We start from the raw sequence: 17,185 nt of genomic DNA on the forward strand, positions 1-17,185 counted from the left end.
AGAATCAAAGTGTGCTGATACGAATCGACCAGACCGCGGCGGAACCGCTTTACGAACAGGTCGCCTCGAGCGTGCGCAGGGCCATCGCCGTCGGCGAGGCGGCACCGGGCGAGCGACTCCCGGTTGCCCGCGACCTGGCGGCCTCGCTCGATCTCAATGTCCACACCGTGCTGCGGGGCTACCAGCTGCTGCGCGACGAGGGCCTGATCGAACTGCGGCGCGGTCGCGGCGCGGTGGTCACGGCCGACGCGACCACCCGCGGCCGGCTGCAGGAGGCGCTCCGCGACCTGGTCGCGGAGGCCCGTCGGATCGGCATGGGCGCCACCGAACTCACCGCACTCGTCACGAAGGAGATGCAATGACCGCCTCGAACTCATTCCCCAGGGTCGGCTGGCTCCGGGCCATCGCCGCCACCGTGCTGCCGCCCGCGGTCACCGCGGTGGGCGCGGTTGCCCTGATCGGGGCGTGGTCCGCGGAGCTGCCGGACCCGGTGGCCGTGCATTTCGGCCCGGGTGGCGCGGCGGACGGGTTCGGCTCGCCGGGCGCCGCGCGGTGGTCGCCGCTGATCGGCCTCCCGTTCGCGCTCGGCCTGTGCCTGCTGCTGCTCCTGCTGACCCGGCGGGACCTGCGGTCGGCTCGGGTCGGCGCCGCGGTGGGGTCGGGCACCGGGGCATTCGTCGCGGCCCTCCCGGTCGCGCTGCTCGCCCCGCAGCGCGGCCTGTCGGATGCCGCCGAGGCCTCGTTGAGCGGCTGGTGGATGGTGCTGCCCGCGGCGGCGGGCCTGGCCGCGGCCGCGATCGGGTACGCGGCGTCGCCAACGCCGGGACCCGCCACCGCGCAGCGGCCGCCCAGCGAGGACGCGCCGCGCATCGCGCTTGCGGACGGCGAGAAGGTCGCCTGGTCCGGGTCGGCAGCGATGCCGCCCTGGTTGGCCGCCGTGGTCGGCGTGGTCCCCGTCGCGGTGGTGCTCGGGCTGGTCGCGTTCGGATCGAGCTCGATCGTGCTGGTGTTGGTGGTCGCCGCGGTCTCGGCCGCGCTGATGGCCCTGGTGCTGGCGCCGGTTCGGGTCACGGTCGACGCCACCGGGCTGTCGGCCCGGACCCCGATCACCGGCAGGCCGACCCGCATCCCGCTGGACGAGATCGCGGAGGCCGACGTCGCCGCTGTCGGAATCCTGAACCGGTTCGGTGGTTTCGGCTACCGGGTGGGCCCCGACGGCACCGGGCTCATCGTCCGGCCCGGGCCCGCGCTGCGCATCACGCGCGGTGACGGTTCGCGGTTCACCGTCACCGTCGACGGCGCCGAGCAGGCCGCGGCGGTCCTCAACGCGCTCGCCGCCAAGGGGCGCGCGCGTCGCTGACTTCGCGGCATACTCGACCCCAGGGACCGAACCGTCGCACGCACGGGAGGATCACGATGACCGAGATTGCCGGGATCGATCCGGACGTCGCACCGAGCGGGCCGGGCTGCGCCGACTGCGACGCTGGCGGGGGCTGGTGGGTGCACCTGCGCCGATGTGCCCAATGCGGGCACGTCGGGTGCTGCGACACCTCGCCGGGGCAGCATGCGACCGCGCACGCGGCGGCGACCGGGCACCCGTTCATCCAGAGCTTCGAGCCGGGCGAGGACTGGTTCTGGAACTTCCACACCGAGCAGATGTACGACGGACCCGAGTTGGCCCCGCCTCGGCACCACCCGGTCGATCAGCCGGTGCCGGGCCCGGCGGGCCGGGTCCCAGCGGACTGGCAGGACCACGTCCATTAGCGTCGGCCGACCCGATCCGGACCGAGGGACCTCGCCGCGGTCCGCGGGTGCGGTGCAGTGGGATCCGGCGCAGTACTCGCTGTTCGGGGCGGAGCGACGCCGGCCGTTCTTCGATCTGGTCGGTCAGGTCGGCGCCGTCGACCCGCGCCGGGTCGTCGACCTCGGCTGTGGGCCGGGCACGCTGACCACGACGCTGGCCGAGCGGTGGCCGGGCGCCACGGTGCTCGGCATCGACTCGTCGCCGGAGATGATCGCCGAGGCCATCGGCGCCCATCGCCAAGGACGCGTCGAGTTCGCGCTGGGCGGCGCGGAGGACTTCTCCGCCGCGGGGGTCGACGTGCTGGTGAGCAACGCGCTGCTGCAGTGGGTGCCGTCGCACCGCGAGTTGCTGGCGAGGTGGGCGGCCGAACTCGACCCCGGTGGCTGGCTCGCCTTCCAGGTGCCCGCGAACTTCGGCTCACCCTCGCACCGGTTGATGCGCGAGCTCGCCGAGTCGCCGCGGTGGCGCGACCGACTCGGTGGGGTGCTGCGACACGACGGCCCGGTGGCCGAACCGGCCGAGTACCTCGAGTTGCTGCTGGGCGCGGGACTGCGGGTCGCGGCCTGGCGGACCGAGTACCAGCACCTGCTGCCGGGACCCGATCCCGTGCTGGAGTGGGTGCGCGGCACCGGATTGCGGCCGGTCCTCGATCGGTTGTCCGCCGCCGAGACTGCGGACTTCGAGGCGGAGTACGGGGCTCGGCTGCGGCAGGCGTATCCGCGCGGTCCGTTCGGGACCGTCTTTCCCTTCCTCCGGACCTTCGTGGTCGCGGAGAAGCCGGGGGCGTGAACCGTGGTCGCGGTCGAGGGTGTGCTGTTCGACATCGACGGGGTGCTGGTCACCTCCTGGCAGCCGATCGCGGGCGCCGCGGAAGCACTCGCCGCCGTGCGCGAGCGCGGGATCGCGCGCGCCTTCCTCACCAACACCACCTCGAGGACGCGGGCCGAGATCGCGGCGGCCCTGCGTGACTGCGGCATGGCGGTGGATGCGGACGAGATCGTCACGGCCGCCGCGCTCACCGCCGAGCACCTTCGCTCGGAGCATCCAGGGGAGCGCTGCCTGCTGATCAACCACGGCGACATCGCCGGGGACATGACGGACATCGAGTTCGACGCCGACCGGCCGGAGGTGGTGGTCCTCGGCGGGGCCGGGCCCGAGTTCGATCACGCCGCGCTGAGCCGGGTGGTGGACCTGATGCTCGACGGGGTGCCGGTGGTCGCGATGCAGGGCGGACTGACCTGGGCCACCGCGGAGGGCATCCGCATCGACACCGGGGCCTACCTGCCGGGACTGGAGGCGGCGGGCAACGCGCGGATCACCGTTGTCGGCAAGCCCTCTCCGACCGGGTTCCTGACGGCCGCCGGGCTGATGGGGAGCAGGCCCGAGCGGACGGTGATGATCGGCGACGACCTCCAGAACGACGTGCTGGCGGCGCAGCGCGCCGGATTCGTCGGGGTGCTGGTCCGTACCGGCAAGTTCCGCCAGTCCGTCCTCGAGGCGGCCGAGGCCGCTCCAGGGCATGTGCTCGACTCGGTCGCGGACCTCCCCGGGCTACTCGCCGAGTTGTGATCGAGGCGGCCGGGGCCGCGGCCGTCGCCACCCGGCTCGAGGCCCCGGGAAACCGGTGCCGAATCGAGATATGTCGATCCGGTCGTTGTCGGGCAAGTCTTCGGTACCGTCGCGTCGGTATCCGTTCGTTCTGCTTTCGAGGAGTTCCGTGTCGATTCAGCTCATGCCCCGCGTCCACGCCCTCATTCCTTCGATCACCCGCGCGGGCGCGAGTCTGGCGGTCGGCATCGCGATCGCGGGAGGCATGGCGGTCGCCGGCTCCGGCATCGCCTCCGCCGCGCAGGTCGGCTGCGTCTCCCCGCCCTCGGCGAACGACATCAGGGTCGTCGGTGACGCCAGCTGCGGCGCCACCGCGACCGTCGGGAACGCCGGGGCGACCGCGATGGACAGCGGGACGGCGGTGAGCGTGGCCAACGGTGGATCCGCGAACAGCGTCGCGACCGGCTTCGGTGTCGCGCTCAGTTCCTCGCGCGACGCGGGCGCCGCGCATGCGTACGCCATCGGCGGCGGCATCTCGCACTCGAACGCCTCGAACGGCCACACCACCATCTCGGTGGCGGGCTGGGGCTCGGGAGCGACCGCGGAGGCGTCCGGCGTCAAGTGTGTCGGCCCGCTGTCCTTCGCCGTGAATCTGAACACCGGCGCCGTCTGCGCGATGCGCTGACCGACCCGTCCCGACCTTGCACTCGCCACACCTGAGTGCTAAAAAGGCACTTGGCACTCGCGTCATGCGAGTGCCAGGTCGGGACGGTGAGATCGGGATCCCATCGACACCCCTGGTCGTCCGTCGCGGGCGCCGAGCCTGGCCGTAGGCGTAAATGCGTCATGAGGCGACCCGACGAGCGGTCGCCTGGTGTGTCACCCCAATCCGGAGGATCACTTCGCAATGGCCAAGATCATCGCGTTCGACGAAGAGGCACGTCGCGGCCTCGAGCGTGGCCTGAACAGCCTCGCCGACGCAGTCAAGGTGACGCTGGGACCCAAGGGTCGCAACGTCGTCCTGGAGAAGAAGTGGGGCGCCCCCACGATCACCAACGATGGTGTGTCCATCGCCAAGGAGATCGAGCTCGAGGACCCCTACGAGAAGATCGGCGCCGAGCTGGTCAAGGAGGTCGCCAAGAAGACCGACGACGTCGCCGGCGACGGAACCACCACCGCCACCGTGCTCGCCCAGGCTCTCGTTCGTGAGGGCCTCCGCAACGTCGCGGCCGGCGCCAACCCGCTCGGCCTCAAGCGCGGCATCGAGAAGGCCGTCGAGGCCGTCACCGCCCGCCTGCTCGACACCGCCAAGGAGGTCGAGACCAAGGAGCAGATCGCTGCCACCGCCGGTATCTCGGCAGGCGACCCGTCCATCGGTGAGCTCATCGCCGAGGCCATGGACAAGGTCGGCAAGGAAGGCGTCATCACGGTCGAGGAGTCCAACACCTTCGGCCTGCAGCTCGAGCTCACCGAGGGCATGCGCTTCGACAAGGGCTTCATCTCGCTGTACTTCGCGACCGACGCCGAGCGTCAGGAAGCGGTCCTCGAGGACGCCTACATCCTGCTCGTGAGCTCCAAGATCTCCACGGTCAAGGACCTGCTGCCGCTGCTGGAGAAGGTCATCCAGTCCGGCAAGCCGCTGGTCATCATCGCCGAGGACGTCGAGGGCGAGGCCCTGTCCACCCTGGTGGTCAACAAGATCCGTGGCACCTTCAAGTCGGTCGCCGTCAAGGCCCCCGGCTTCGGTGACCGTCGCAAGGCGCAGCTCGCCGACATCGCCATCCTCACCGGTGGCGAGGTCATCAGCGAAGAGGTCGGCCTCTCCCTGGAGACCGCCGGACTCGAGCTGCTCGGCCGCGCCCGCAAGGTCGTCGTCAGCAAGGACGAGACCACCATCGTCGAGGGTGCAGGCGATGCCGACGCCATCGCCGGTCGCGTCAACCAGATCCGCGCCGAGATCGAGTCCTCGGATTCGGACTACGACCGCGAGAAGCTGCAGGAGCGCCTGGCCAAGCTGGCCGGTGGCGTCGCCGTCATCAAGGCCGGCGCTGCGACCGAGGTCGAGCTCAAGGAGCGCAAGCACCGCATCGAAGATGCCGTGCGCAACGCCAAGGCCGCCGTCGAGGAGGGCATCGTCGCCGGTGGTGGCGTGGCCCTGCTGCAGTCCGCCCCCGCGCTGGACGACCTGAAGCTCGAAGGCGACGAGGCCACCGGCGCGAACATCGTTCGCGTCGCCCTCGAGGCCCCGCTCAAGCAGATCGCGTTCAACGCCGGCCTCGAGCCCGGCGTCGTCGCGGAGAAGGTTCGCAACCTGCCCGCCGGTCACGGCCTGAACGCCGCGACCAACGAGTACGGCGACCTGCTCGAAGCCGGCATCAACGACCCGGTCAAGGTCACCCGCTCGGCGCTGCAGAACGCAGCCTCGATCGCGGCTCTGTTCCTCACCACCGAGGCCGTTGTCGCCGACAAGCCGGAGAAGGCCGGAGCGCCCGTTGGCGATCCGACCGGCGGCATGGGCGGCATGGACTTCTAGTCCACAGCCACACCAGTTCCACCCGGCGAGGCCCGGGTCACCCGATGAGGGTGGCCCGGGCCTCGCTCGTGGGCGGGCATCTACGGAAACACGGTGTTCACCCGAGCGACCAACGTAGGTCACCGTTACGGACGCTCGATCCACTATGTTCGTTTCCTGTGGCGAGGGGTCACACGCAGTTTCTGCGGTAGGTCAATTCTTGGAGGATCACATGGGTTCCATCAGCACCATCATCTCGCTCTTCGAGCTCTACCAGCTGCTGAGCCAGTTCAGCTGATCCCCCTAGATGGCGGCCGGACTCCCGTGTGGAGCCCGGCCGCCGTCTGCTGTGGGATCAGTTTTGCGATTCCGGGGACAGTCGTACGCCTTCCGGGTGAGACTGTCGGCGCGGGATCGCTGACCACGCAGGCGCTGTGCCTGCGTAAGATCACCCGCAGCAAGCCGAGGGTCCATGCGTACCTGCGCGTGGACCCCCGTTCTGTAGAGAAGTACCGAACACCCACCGGTCTCGGCCCATAGACAGTCAGGTGCAGCACACATGAGCAACCTTCGTCGATCCGGCGCCCGCAAGGCGCGGCTGGCAGCAGCCGCTGCGGCCCTGATGATCCTTCCCCTGATCGGCGCGGGCGGACTCGCCACCGCCGCACCCGCGGGCGAGCAGTCCGGCTCGAAGGTCGAGCGGGTCGAGGGCAGCGGGCGTCAGGTGACCGCGTACGTGTACTCGGCGTCGATGGGCAAGACCATCCCGGTCAAGGTTCAGCGCCCGATGGACACCAGCGCGCCGCGGCCGACCCTGTACCTGCTCAACGGCGCGGGCGGCGGCGAGGATTCGGCCACCTGGCAGCGCCGCACGGATGTCGCGACGTTCTTCGCGGACAAGAATGTGAACGTGGTGACCCCGATCGGTGGTGCCTTCAGCTACTACACCGACTGGCAGAAGGACGACCCGAAGCTCGGGCGCAACAAGTGGACGACCTTCCTGACCAAGGAACTGCCGCCGCTGATCGACTCCGAGTTCAAGGCCAACGGCGTGAACTCCATCGCCGCCCTCTCCATGACCGGCACCTCGGTGCTCAACCTGGCGATCGCGGCCCCGGGCCTCTACAAGAGCGTCGCCTCCTACAGCGGCTGTGCCGAGACCAGTACCGACATGGGCCGGGCCTACATCAAGATGGTCGTCGAGTCGCGGGGCGGCGCCAAGGTCGAGAACATGTGGGGCGCGAAGAACGACGCGGCCTGGGTGGCGAACGACCCGGTCATCAACGCCGAGAAGCTGCGCGGGACCCAGCTGTACATCTCGACCGGCAACGGCCTGCCCGGAGCGCACGACAACCTGGAGGAGACCGGTGGCGTTTCCGGTCTGGCCAACCAGGCGCTGCTCGGCGGCCTGATCGAGGGCGCGACCCTGGTCTGCACCAACACCCTGTCCAAGCGGCTCGGTGAGCTCGGCATCCCGGCCGTCGTCGACTTCCGGCCGAACGGCACCCACTCGTGGGGCTACTGGCAGGACGACCTGCACAAGTCGTGGCCGATGCTGGCCGCGTCGATCGGTCTGTAGCAGGCCCGACAGCTCAGGCGACAGCGACGGCGCCGATCCCGCGGAGTACGCGGGGTCGGCGCCGTCTTGTCGTCGGGGGCGGGGTCTGCCCCCGGCGAGGCGATCAGTCGGCCTGGTTACCGGAGGCCCTGTGTAGGCCCGAACTCATGGTCGACTCGAGCTTGTCGTCGAATTCGTCGTAGACCACCGAGCCGATCCAGATGATCAGCGTCGCCCAGACCCAGGTCCAGAAGCCCCGGATCTGGAAGTCGTTCGTCAGCAGCACCACGATGAGCAGGACGAGGTACGTCGCGACCAGGTTGACGACCCAGGTGTAGGCGCGCAGTCCCGGCACGGTGCTCAGCATGCGGGTGATGATCGGCTTGACGAACAGCGTGGCCAAGGTGAACAGGATCGTGCCGACGATGAACCACAGGGGATAGGAAATGTGGAACGGGCCGAGGACCAGATCGGCGATCCACAGCACGACACCGTTCGCGACCAGTGCGGTCAGGATGCGGGGAACCCAGAGCTTGGTTGGGGTCGGACTCGAGGTGGTCATGTCGCCAGGATGAGCGCCGGCGACGGGCACGATCGGGCTTTCGTTGCCGACTCAATTGATTGATGCATCGACGTTATGCGTCCGTTATTGGATCAGGTGGAATCGCGGAGCGCGCCGAGGTGCGGTGCAAGCGTTCACCTGGGCGACACCGCGCCGACGAGCACGGCGGTTACCGTCCGCGGATGACCGAATTCGACCACCCAGTGGACCTCGCCGACACCTCCGCGTTCGCGGTCCGGGACGACGATTGACGACGACCCGATCCTGGTCAGCGCGGCGGATGGGCGGACCGTCGACACCTGGCGCGAGGGGTACCCGTACGCGGAGCGGATGGAGCGCGCCGAGTACGAGATGGCCAAGAGGCTGCTGCAGATCGAGTTGCTCAAACTGCAGAACTGGTCCAAGGCGACCGGCCGCAGGCACGTGATCGTGTTCGAGGGTCGGGACGCGGCGGGCAAGGGCGGCACCATCAAGCGGTTCACGGAGCACCTGAACCCGCGCGGCGCACGGGTGGTGGCCCTCGAGAAGCCCTCCGCCCGTGAGCAGGGTCAGTGGTACTTCCAGCGGTACGTCGAGCACCTGCCCGCGGCCGGGGAGCTCGTCCTCTTCGACCGCTCCTGGTACAACCGCGCGGGTGTCGAGCGGGTGATGGGCTTCTGCAACGACGACCAGCACGCGCGCTTCCTGCGGCAGGCCCCGCTCTTCGAGCAGATGCTCGTCGACGAGGGGATCAGCCTGATCAAGCTGTGGTTCTCGGTGTCCAGGAACGAGCAGCGCACCCGGTTCGCGATCAGGCAGGTGGACCCGGTCCGGCAGTGGAAGCTCTCCCCGATGGACCTTGCGTCGCTGGACAAGTGGGAGTCGTACACGGCAGCCAAGGAGCAGATGATCAGGTTCACCGACACCGACATCGCGCCGTGGACCGTCGTGAAGAGCAATGACAAGAAGCGCGCCCGGATCAACGCCATGCGGCACGTGCTCAGCCGCTTCGACTACGAGAACCGGGACGACGAGGTGGTCGGAACCCCGGATCCGCGCATCGTCTGCCGGGCGCGAGACTCCTTGGGAGACTGACCGGCCCGAGCTCGGCGGGAGGTCTCACCGATTCCGTCGGGCACGCCGTAGCATCACCGAAACCAGTGTTTGACACAACAAACGTTTCCGTGGATAGACGAGGTGGACCTGCGTGGATGCGCTGAAGATCGCCCTGGAACTGATCGTCGTGCTCGGCTGCATCGTGATGGGCACCCGCTCCAGCGGTGTGGCACTTGGCTTGTGGGGCGGCGCGGGTGTGGCGGTGCTGGTCTTCGTGTTCCGGGAGGACGTGGGCAGCCCGCCGGTCGACGCGCTGCTGATCATCCTGTCCGTGGTGCTGGCGTCGTCGATGATGCAGGCGGCAGGCGGCATCGACTGGATGGTGACGATCGCGGCGAACCTGATCTCCAAGCGCCCCAAGCAGATCACGCTGATCGCACCGCTGGTCTCGTTCCTGTTCGCGGTGGGCGCGGGCACGTCGAACATCCTGTATCCGCTGCTGCCCGTCATCTACGACGCGTCGTACCGCAACGGTGTCCGGCCCTCGCGTCCGCTCTCGCTCTCCGTCGTGGCGACCGGTGTGGCCCTGGCCTGTAGCCCGGTCTCGGCGGCGATGGCGGCGATGGTCACCCTCACCGATGTCGCGCCGTACAACTTCGAGCTGATCGACATCATCATGATCACGCTGCCCGCCGCGATCGTCGGCATCGTGCTGTCCTCGATCGTCGTGAACCGACTGGGCAAGGACATCGACGAGGATCAGGAGATCCAGGCCCGGATCGCGTCCGGCGAGCTCCTCGCGCCCTCGGCCGCATCCGCGAGCGGCCCCGGTGCGGTCGAGCTGAAGTCGACCACGCAGGGTCGCAATGCCGCCATCATCTTCCTGCTCGGTGTCGCGGCCATCGTGGTCTTCGGTCTGTTCAAGGGAATTCGCCCGGAATCGGCCGACGGCTCGCCGATGGGCATGACCCCGATCATCGAGATGATGATGTTCGTGGTCGGCACGCTGATCCTGCTCGTGTGCCGCCCGGACGTGGCGGAGATTCCGGGCTCGACGGTGTTCAAGGCAGGCATGGTCTCGGCCATCGCTCTGTTCGGTCTGGCCTGGCTCACCGACACCTTCATCAGCGCCCACCAGGAGCTGATCACCAGCACCGTCGGCGACTGGGTCGACGCCTGGCCCTGGATCTTCGCCCTCGGCGTCTTCCTGGTCTGTGTGCTCACCACCAGCCAGTCGACGGCGACCAGGACCATCGTGCCGATCGGCCTGGCGGCTGGACTCGCGCCCGGTCTGCTCACCGGCATGTGGGCGGGCGCCTTCGCCGGCATCTACCTTTTGCCCACCAACGGATCACAGATCGCGGCCGCCAACTTCGACGAGTCGGGCAGCACCAAGCTCGGCACCAAGCTGGTCGACCACTCGTTCTTCGTCCCGACGATCGTGTTGGCCGTCACCACCATCGCGGCAGGCATGGCGTTCGGGGCCCTCCTGGGCTGACCGCGGTCGGGGCTATCGGCGGGACCGGTAGCCGTCCCAGCTGGCCTTGCACGCGTGGGCGAGCATGTCCACCCGGTCGGCGTCCGGCTCCGGCCAGCCAACGCCGGGCCGCATCAGCTCGGCGGTGAGGTCGGGGCCGAGCAGGAACTCCCGCCGGAACTCCGCCTGGACCGCGCCGAGCGCCACCCCAGCGGCGTCGGCCTTTGGCCCGAGTTCGCGGAATCGCGCACCCGCGGTGATGATCTCGTGGCTGCCCAGGTACGGCTGATTCAGCATGACGGCGCCGGGGTCTGCCACCGCGAAGCCCACCCGGTGCGACTGGGCCAGCGCGCGGACGGCCTGCGGGGCCATGCTCACCGGGTTGTTGCCGCGCGGCTCCCCGCTCTGTGCCTTGCGCGGCTCGCCGCGGTCGTCCCCGCGGTTCGACAGCGCCACGACATCGGGCAGCCGGTCGGCCTCGGCGCGCTCGACGTTCACCGCGCCGTCCCTGGTGGTGGTGTGGTTCATCGTGTCGTGGAAGGAGAGCGTGGTGAACTCGACCGGCCCGGTGGACTTCTCGGCGCGCTCGAAGGTGAGCGCCACCATCCGCTCGATGAGGTCGTCGCGGGTCCGCTCGTAGACGTCGAGCCCGCGGGAGGCGACCTCGGCGAAGGTGTCGGCGAGCCGGTGCAGGCCCGCGTCGTCGGCGGGCTCGCGCAGCAGCGGGTAGAAGGAGAACGTCACCGGGCGGATGGCATCGACCCCGCTCAGGTCGGCCTTGTTCCCCGGACCCGCGGCGCGGACCCGTGCGAACGCCTCACGCAGGGTGGCGTACAGGTCCTCGGGGCGTGCACGGTTCGGGTCCCGCACCATCCGGGGATGGGGGTTCTCCACGTAGACGATGCGGGGGTCGATCTCCGCCCAGCGGCGTACCACCGGGCTGGTGGAGCAGTCGGTGAAGTCGAACTGCAACCGGCGGGTGAACTCGGGCGCGAGGAACTCGCCGAGCTCCTCGGGGATGGCGGACCCCGAATGTGGGCAACTGACAAGCAGATCGGCGTCGGCGAGCGCCTGGTCGAGGCTGCGGTGGCCGCGGTCCGCGTAGAAGATCAGGTCGTCAGGCGCGAACACGGTGCCTGCGGGCAGGAACAGCGGATCAGCGGTTGCCATGTCCGAACCCTATCGGCAGGCGCCGCGGCGAGAGAGTATGGGACCGTGGCCACCATTCCGATTCAGATGCCCGACGGCACCACCATCGCGGTACGGCTGTTCGCAGGCCGGGAGGCGGCGCCGGTGGTGGTGATCTTCCCGGGGCTCGGCGTGCCGGGCGGATTCTACGATCCGGTCGCCGAGGCGCTGGTCGCACACGGATTCAATGCGGCGGTCGGTGAACTCCGCGGGCAGGGCGACAGCAGGCCCCGGCCCGGCGTGGACAGCAGCTACGGGTATCAGGAACTGGCGTCCGTCGACTATCCGGCCACCTTCGAGGTCGTGCGGGAGCGGTTCCCGGACAGCACCCCGTACCTGCTCGGTCACAGCATGGGCGGGCAGCTGGGGGTGATGTACGCGGCCAGGGCCAGGGGAAAGCTCGGCGGGCTGATCCTGGTGGCGTCGGGTTCGCCGTACCACCGCGGCCACGGGGTGGTACGCGGCGCGGCGCTGCTGGCCGGGTCGGCGGCGATGTCGGTGACGGCGAACGTCGCCGGGTTCTGGCCGGGGGACCGGTTGGACGTCGGCGGGTTCGGCAGGCAGTCGAAGGTGCTGATCGGGGACTGGTCCAGGTTCGCGCGCACCGGCGCCATCGAGCCGACCGGAGCCGACATCGACTACGAGGAGCGGATCGGCAGGCTGACCCTGCCGGTGCTGTCGATCTCCATGGAGGACGACGACCTGGCGCCGCGTCAGGCGATCAAGAACCTGGTAGCGAAGATGCCGAAAGCGGACCTGACCACCTGGCATCAGCCGGAGCCGCTGGGCCACAACGGCTGGATCCGCAGCCCGGACAGCACCGTCGGCCGCATCGTGGAGTGGCTGCACGACCGTGCCTGACCCGCCGAGTGTGCACCTACGGTCCGTCCCACTCGGGCGATGTACCCGTAGCTGCACACTCGGCGGGGATACCCTGGATGTGATCACCACGACCCGCCCGCACCGTGCGGTCGGCTCGGAACCGATCCGCCATGGATGAACCCGTTCGCCCGAGTGACGCGACGATCGCAAGCGGGCCGCTGACCGAGGTGGCCCCCCGTACCGCCGTGCACGTGAGTTCGTCCGTCTCCGACTCGACCGGCACGCGCCCGGAAGCGGGGCTCGTCGTCGACACCGGCGTACGGCGCCTGGTCGCCGACTGGGAGGCGACCCGGTCGCCGTCCGACCTGTCGGACTATCTGCCGGACGCGGCCGCGATCCGGCGTGCGGCACTGATCGACCTGATCATGGTCGATCTCGAGTACCGGTGGCTGCGCGGTGGCCAGCCGAAACGAATCGCCGACTACTGCCGGGAGTTCCCCGAACTGCTCGCGGAGCCGCTGCCGCCCGAGCTCGTGTACGAGGAGTACCGGGTGCGCCGCGCCAGCGGGGCGAGCGTCGAGCCGGAGGAGTACCTGCGCGGCTTCCCGCAGCAGGCCGACCGGTTCGAATGGCTGCGCGAGCACGATCTGCCGGGACGCCACGGTGCGCCCGGCCCGATCGACCTGCCCGAGAACGCCGAGTTCGCGGTCGGGCAGCAGCTGGACGACTTCGAACTGATCGCGGAGCTCGGGCACGGTGCGTTCGCCCGGGTGTTCCTGGCCAGGCAGCTGTCGATGCTGCGCCCCGCGGCGCTGAAGATCTCCCGCAACGTCGGCAGCGAGCCGCAGACCCTCGCCCAGCTCGACCACCCGTACATCGTCCGGGTCTTCGACCAGAGGCTGTTCGAGGACCGGCAGGTGCGGGTGCTGGTCATGGAGTACGTGTCCGGCGGCACGCTGCTCGACGTGGTCAAGCTCGTCCGCGCGACCCCGCCGGAGCGGCGGAGCGGTCAGCTCCTGCTCGATTCGATCGACCAGATCCTCGCGCGCAAGGGGGAGATCGGGCCGAGCGAGTCGAGCGTGCGCGCCGAGATCGCGGAGCTCTCGTGGCCGGAGACGGTGGCGTGGATCGGGCTGCGACTGGCCGACGCGCTCGAGTACGCGTGCGCCCACGGCGTGCTGCACCGCGACATCAAGCCGGCCAACGTGCTGCTGAGCGTCGAGGGCGTCCCGAAGCTCGCCGACTTCAACGTCAGCTCCAGCGACAGCGTCGACCCGGCCGGCCGGTCCGGCTTCGTCGGCGGGTCGGTCGCGTACATGGCGCCCGAACAGCTGGCCGCCGTGTCCCCGGAATCGGCCGCGAGCGCGCCGCCGATCGACACCCGCAGCGACATCTACGCGCTCGGGGTGATGCTGTGGGAGCTGCTGACCGGGGTCCGCCCGTTCGCGGACGCCCCCGCGGGCGGATCGCAGGCCTCGCCGGGCGAGGTGCTCGCGATCCGGCGCCGCGGGGTCGATCCCGACGCCAGGGCCCGGCTCCCGGCCGACTGCCCGGCCGCCTTGCGCCGCGTGCTGATGACGTCCCTCGCCTTCGACCCCGCGGACCGCTGGTCGAGCGGCCGCAAGCTGGCACGCCAGTTCGCGCTGTGCCTGGATCCACACGCCCGCGACCTCGTCGATCCGCGTCCCGGGAGTTGGCGGTCGACGCTGTCGCGGTGGTCGCTCCCGATCCTGCTGGCCGCGATCGGCATCCCGAACCTGCTGGCCGCGGGCTACAACTACTACTACAACAAGGCGCTGATCATCTCCGAGCTCTCGCCGGAGGCCCAGGACCATCTCGAACAGGTTCACCTGATCGTGGGCGGGCTGGCGTTCCCCCTCGGCGCGTTCCTCATCCTCTACTGGTGCCGGCTCGCGCTGATCGTCCCGCGCGGTCTACGGCGGGGGCAGCGGTACGCCCCCGAGATCCTGGCACGGGCGCGCACCGCGACCCTGAACCTGGGTCACCGCGCCGTCGTGGTCGCCTTCGTGCTCTGGGTGGTCGCCGGGGTCGGCTACCCGATCGTCTTGCAGGCCGCGGCGGGTGGCATTCCGTCGCAGGCCTATTCGCACCTGATCGCCTCGCTCGCGGTCTGCGGGGCTGTGGCCGTTGCGTACCCGTTCTTCATCCTCACGTTCTACGCGGTGCGCTGTGTGTACCCGATCCTGTTGTCGCACGGGGAGATCGGCAGCGCCGACGGTCGCGACCTGCGGGCGCTCGGCCGGAGCACCACCCGCTACGTCGCGGTGGCCGCGTCGGTCCCTCTGGTGGGCGTCGCCGGGCTCAGCTTCGTCGGGGCCGAGCCCGGCAACACGGTCAACGCCACCGTCCGCGCGCTGTGCATCGGCGGCATCATCGCGTTCATCGGTGTGTACCAACTGTTCCGGTGGGTCGAGGGCGACCTGCGGGCCCTGACGCGGGTGGTGTCGCTGGGAGGCACCCGCGGCTACGCCGCCGAGATCGAGGCCCCTGAGTCCGTCCAGACGCCCCGACACGAGCGCACGATCAGGGCGCCAGTTGTGACCAGAGGAACGTGAACGTCAGCGCCGTCTTGAACGCCAGCTGGGCGTTGTCGGAGGCGCCGCCGTGCCCGCCCTCGATGTTCTCGTAGTACCAGGTGCGGTGCCCTTGCTCCTCGAGTCGCGCGGCCATCTTCCTGGCGTGGCCGGGATGCACCCGGTCGTCACGCGTCGACGTCGCGATCAGGACCGGCGGATACGCCGCCTCCGGGTCGGTGTTCTGGTACGGCGAGTACCGGGAGATGTACTCCCATTCGGCGGGGTCGTCGGGGTCGCCGTATTCGGCCATCCAGGACGCGCCCGCCAGCAGCAGGTGATAGCGGCGCATGTCCAGCAACGGAACCTGGCAGACGATGGCACCGAACAGTTCCGGGTACCGGGTGAGCATCACGCCCATCAGCAGCCCGCCGTTGCTGCCGCCCTGGGCGCCCAGCTGGGCGGGCGTGGTGATCCCGCGTTCGACGAGGTCCCGCGCGACGGCGGCGAAGTCCTCGAACACCTTGTGCCGTCCGGCCTTCAGTGCCTGCGTGTGCCACTCGGGCCCGTACTCGCCGCCGCCGCGGATGTTGGCGACCACATAGGTGCCGCCCCGCTCCAGCCAGGCCAGGCCGGTCGAGCCGCTGTACGCCGGGGTCATCGAGTTCTCGAAACCGCCGTAGCCGTACAGCAGCGTCGGTCCGGGTTCGGCGTCCTTCCCGCGCACCACGAAGTAGGGGATCCGGGTGCCGTCCTCGGACACCGCGAAGTGCTGGGCGACCGCGAGCGAATCCGCGTCGAAGAACGAGGGCGACTGCTTGAGCACCTCGATCTGCTCGCCGACCGTGCCGTGCAGCAGCGTCGCGGGCGTGAGGTACCCGCTCGAGTTGAGGAAGAACTCGTCGCCCTCGACCGGATCCACGTCCAGGACGTCGGTGGTGGTGAGCTCGGAGACCCCCTCGAGCGGCACGTCCGTCCAGCCGCCCGGTCCCGGTGTCCGCACCCGCAGCCGGGTCTGCACGTCGCACAGCGTCACCAGCAGCAGGTGGTTGCGGGTCCACACGTACTGCTCGAGCGAGGTGTGGGCGTCGGGCGCGAAAAGCACCGTCAGGTCACGAGATCCGGCGAGATAGTCCCCATACCGGGCGGCCAGCAGGGTGCCGGCCGGGTGCTCGTGCCCGGCGACGGACCAGGCGGACCTGGTGCGGATCAGCAGCCATTCCCGATGCACGGAGAGGCCCGCATCCTCTGGCGTCTCGATCCGCACCAGGGAGCCGTCGCCGCGCAGCTGGAAGCGCCGGGAGTTGTAGAAGTCGATGGACTGCTCGACGAAGCTGCGCTCGAACCCGGGGGTGCGGTCGTACCAGGCGGACACCGCGACGTCGGTCTGCTCGCCCTCGAACACGGTGACGGCCTCGGCGATGTCGGTGCCGCGGGTCCAGCGCTTGGTGATCCGCGGGTAGCCGGAATCGGTGAGCGTGCCCGGCCCGAGGTCGGTGCCGACGTACACCGTGTCCACATCGATCCAGCCGATGTCGGTCTTGGCCTCCGGCAGGAAGAAGCCACCGTCGGACGGTTCGACGAAGCAGCGTCGCTCCAGATCGAACTCGCGGGTCACCGTGGCGTCGGCGCCGCCCCGCGACAGGCTGACCAGTGCGCGCCCCTGGCCGGGGCGCAGCACCTGCGCGCCGGACCACACCCAGTTCTCGCCGTCGCGTTCGGCGAGCTCGTCGACGTCGACCAGCACGTCCCACTTCGGGGCGTCGGTGCGGTACTCGTCCATCGTCGTCCGTCGCCAGAGGCCGCGGACGTGCTCGGAGTCGCGCCAGAAGTTGTAGAGGTATTCGCCGCGGAGCCGGACGTACGGGATGCGGGCATCGGTGTCGAACACCGCCCGGATCCGCGTCTGCAGGTCCTCGAACCCGGCGTTCTCGGTGAACTCGCCGGTGGTGCGGCCGTTGCGTTCGCGCACCCAGTCCAGCGCGGGCTCGGCGGTGACGTCTTCGAGCCAGAGGTAGGGGTCGTGCAGGTCGGAAGCCATTGTTCATTGATACCCCTGACGTGCGGATCCGCGCGCAGGAGGGGACCGCGCGTCGGCAGGGGGTTCCCAACCGCCGCTCGGAGTGCTACACATTTGAGACAGCT

At 69.8% G+C, this 17,185-nt stretch carries 14 protein-coding genes and 1 pseudogene; 12 read left to right on the top strand and 3 right to left on the bottom strand.

Features of this window, described 5'->3' with window-relative positions; translation table 11 throughout:
- The first annotated feature begins 11 nt into the window (after positions 1–11).
- From FCG67_RS07165 to FCG67_RS07200, 8 genes are all read left to right on the top strand, one after another.
- Entirely contained in the window at positions 12–362 is a 351-nt protein-coding gene (locus tag FCG67_RS07165; protein WP_136908485.1) for a GntR family transcriptional regulator, read from the top strand.
- On the top strand, positions 359–1,360 hold the full coding sequence (locus FCG67_RS07170; RefSeq protein WP_136908487.1) for a DUF1648 domain-containing protein: 1,002 nt from the start codon (positions 359–361) through the stop codon (positions 1,358–1,360). The genes FCG67_RS07165 and FCG67_RS07170 overlap by 4 nt, the downstream gene beginning before the upstream one ends.
- A 56-nt stretch (positions 1,361–1,416) precedes the next feature.
- Complete coding sequence (locus FCG67_RS25165; RefSeq protein ID WP_136908489.1) at positions 1,417–1,764, top strand: UBP-type zinc finger domain-containing protein; 348 nt, start codon at positions 1,417–1,419, stop codon at positions 1,762–1,764.
- 52 nt (positions 1,765–1,816) lie between these two features.
- A complete protein-coding gene (locus FCG67_RS07180; protein ID WP_211243139.1) occupies positions 1,817–2,593 on the top strand; it encodes a methyltransferase domain-containing protein in 777 nt (258 codons plus the stop codon).
- Positions 2,594–2,596: 3 nt separating this feature from the next.
- Positions 2,597–3,373, top strand: a complete 777-nt coding sequence (locus FCG67_RS07185) for an HAD-IIA family hydrolase (RefSeq protein ID WP_136908493.1) — start codon at positions 2,597–2,599, stop codon at positions 3,371–3,373.
- Between the two features lie 163 nt (positions 3,374–3,536).
- Entirely contained in the window at positions 3,537–4,037 is a 501-nt protein-coding gene (locus FCG67_RS07190) for a DUF6764 family protein (RefSeq protein WP_136909036.1), read from the top strand.
- Positions 4,038–4,259: 222 nt separating this feature from the next.
- Positions 4,260–5,885 carry a chaperonin GroEL gene (gene groL / locus FCG67_RS07195; RefSeq protein ID WP_077040567.1) on the top strand — a complete coding sequence of 542 codons (1,626 nt, stop codon included), beginning with the start codon at positions 4,260–4,262 and terminating at the stop codon, positions 5,883–5,885.
- Between the two features lie 538 nt (positions 5,886–6,423).
- Positions 6,424–7,443: an alpha/beta hydrolase gene (locus tag FCG67_RS07200; protein ID WP_136908496.1), complete on the top strand. Its 1,020-nt coding sequence runs from the start codon at positions 6,424–6,426 to the stop codon at positions 7,441–7,443.
- Positions 7,444–7,546: 103 nt separating this feature from the next.
- Here the strand turns inward: FCG67_RS07200 and FCG67_RS07205 are convergent, their stop codons facing one another.
- Complete coding sequence (locus FCG67_RS07205; RefSeq protein ID WP_136908498.1) at positions 7,547–7,984, bottom strand: phage holin family protein; 438 nt, start codon at positions 7,982–7,984, stop codon at positions 7,547–7,549.
- Positions 7,985–8,166: 182 nt separating this feature from the next.
- Here FCG67_RS07205 and ppk2 point away from each other — a divergent pair.
- Both ppk2 and FCG67_RS07215 read left to right on the top strand, forming a co-directional pair.
- A pseudogene (gene ppk2, locus FCG67_RS07210) lies at positions 8,167–9,058 on the top strand (polyphosphate kinase 2).
- A gap of 112 nt (positions 9,059–9,170) precedes the next feature.
- Positions 9,171–10,517, top strand: coding sequence for an anaerobic C4-dicarboxylate transporter (locus tag FCG67_RS07215; RefSeq protein ID WP_136908502.1), 1,347 nt, complete (start codon positions 9,171–9,173; stop codon positions 10,515–10,517).
- Positions 10,518–10,529: 12 nt separating this feature from the next.
- On the opposite strand, the gene FCG67_RS07220 is transcribed toward FCG67_RS07215, so the two are convergent.
- Positions 10,530–11,666: an N-formylglutamate amidohydrolase gene (locus FCG67_RS07220; RefSeq protein ID WP_136908504.1), complete on the bottom strand. Its 1,137-nt coding sequence runs from the start codon at positions 11,664–11,666 to the stop codon at positions 10,530–10,532.
- Positions 11,667–11,711: 45 nt separating this feature from the next.
- On the opposite strand from FCG67_RS07220, the gene FCG67_RS07225 reads away from it, so the two are divergent.
- Together FCG67_RS07225 and FCG67_RS07230 are read left to right on the top strand one after the other, a co-directional pair.
- Complete coding sequence (locus FCG67_RS07225) at positions 11,712–12,545, top strand: alpha/beta hydrolase family protein (RefSeq protein WP_136908506.1); 834 nt, start codon at positions 11,712–11,714, stop codon at positions 12,543–12,545.
- Positions 12,546–12,676: 131 nt separating this feature from the next.
- Complete coding sequence (locus FCG67_RS07230; protein WP_136908508.1) at positions 12,677–15,082, top strand: serine/threonine-protein kinase; 2,406 nt, start codon at positions 12,677–12,679, stop codon at positions 15,080–15,082.
- Here FCG67_RS07230 and FCG67_RS07235 read toward each other — a convergent pair.
- Positions 15,051–17,081, bottom strand: coding sequence for a prolyl oligopeptidase family serine peptidase (locus tag FCG67_RS07235; RefSeq protein WP_136908510.1), 2,031 nt, complete (start codon positions 17,079–17,081; stop codon positions 15,051–15,053). The genes FCG67_RS07230 and FCG67_RS07235 overlap by 32 nt on opposite strands.
- Positions 17,082–17,185: the final 104 nt, after the last annotated feature.

Source organism: Rhodococcus oryzae, assembly GCF_005049235.1.
Classification (GTDB): domain Bacteria; phylum Actinomycetota; class Actinomycetes; order Mycobacteriales; family Mycobacteriaceae; genus Rhodococcus_G; species Rhodococcus_G oryzae.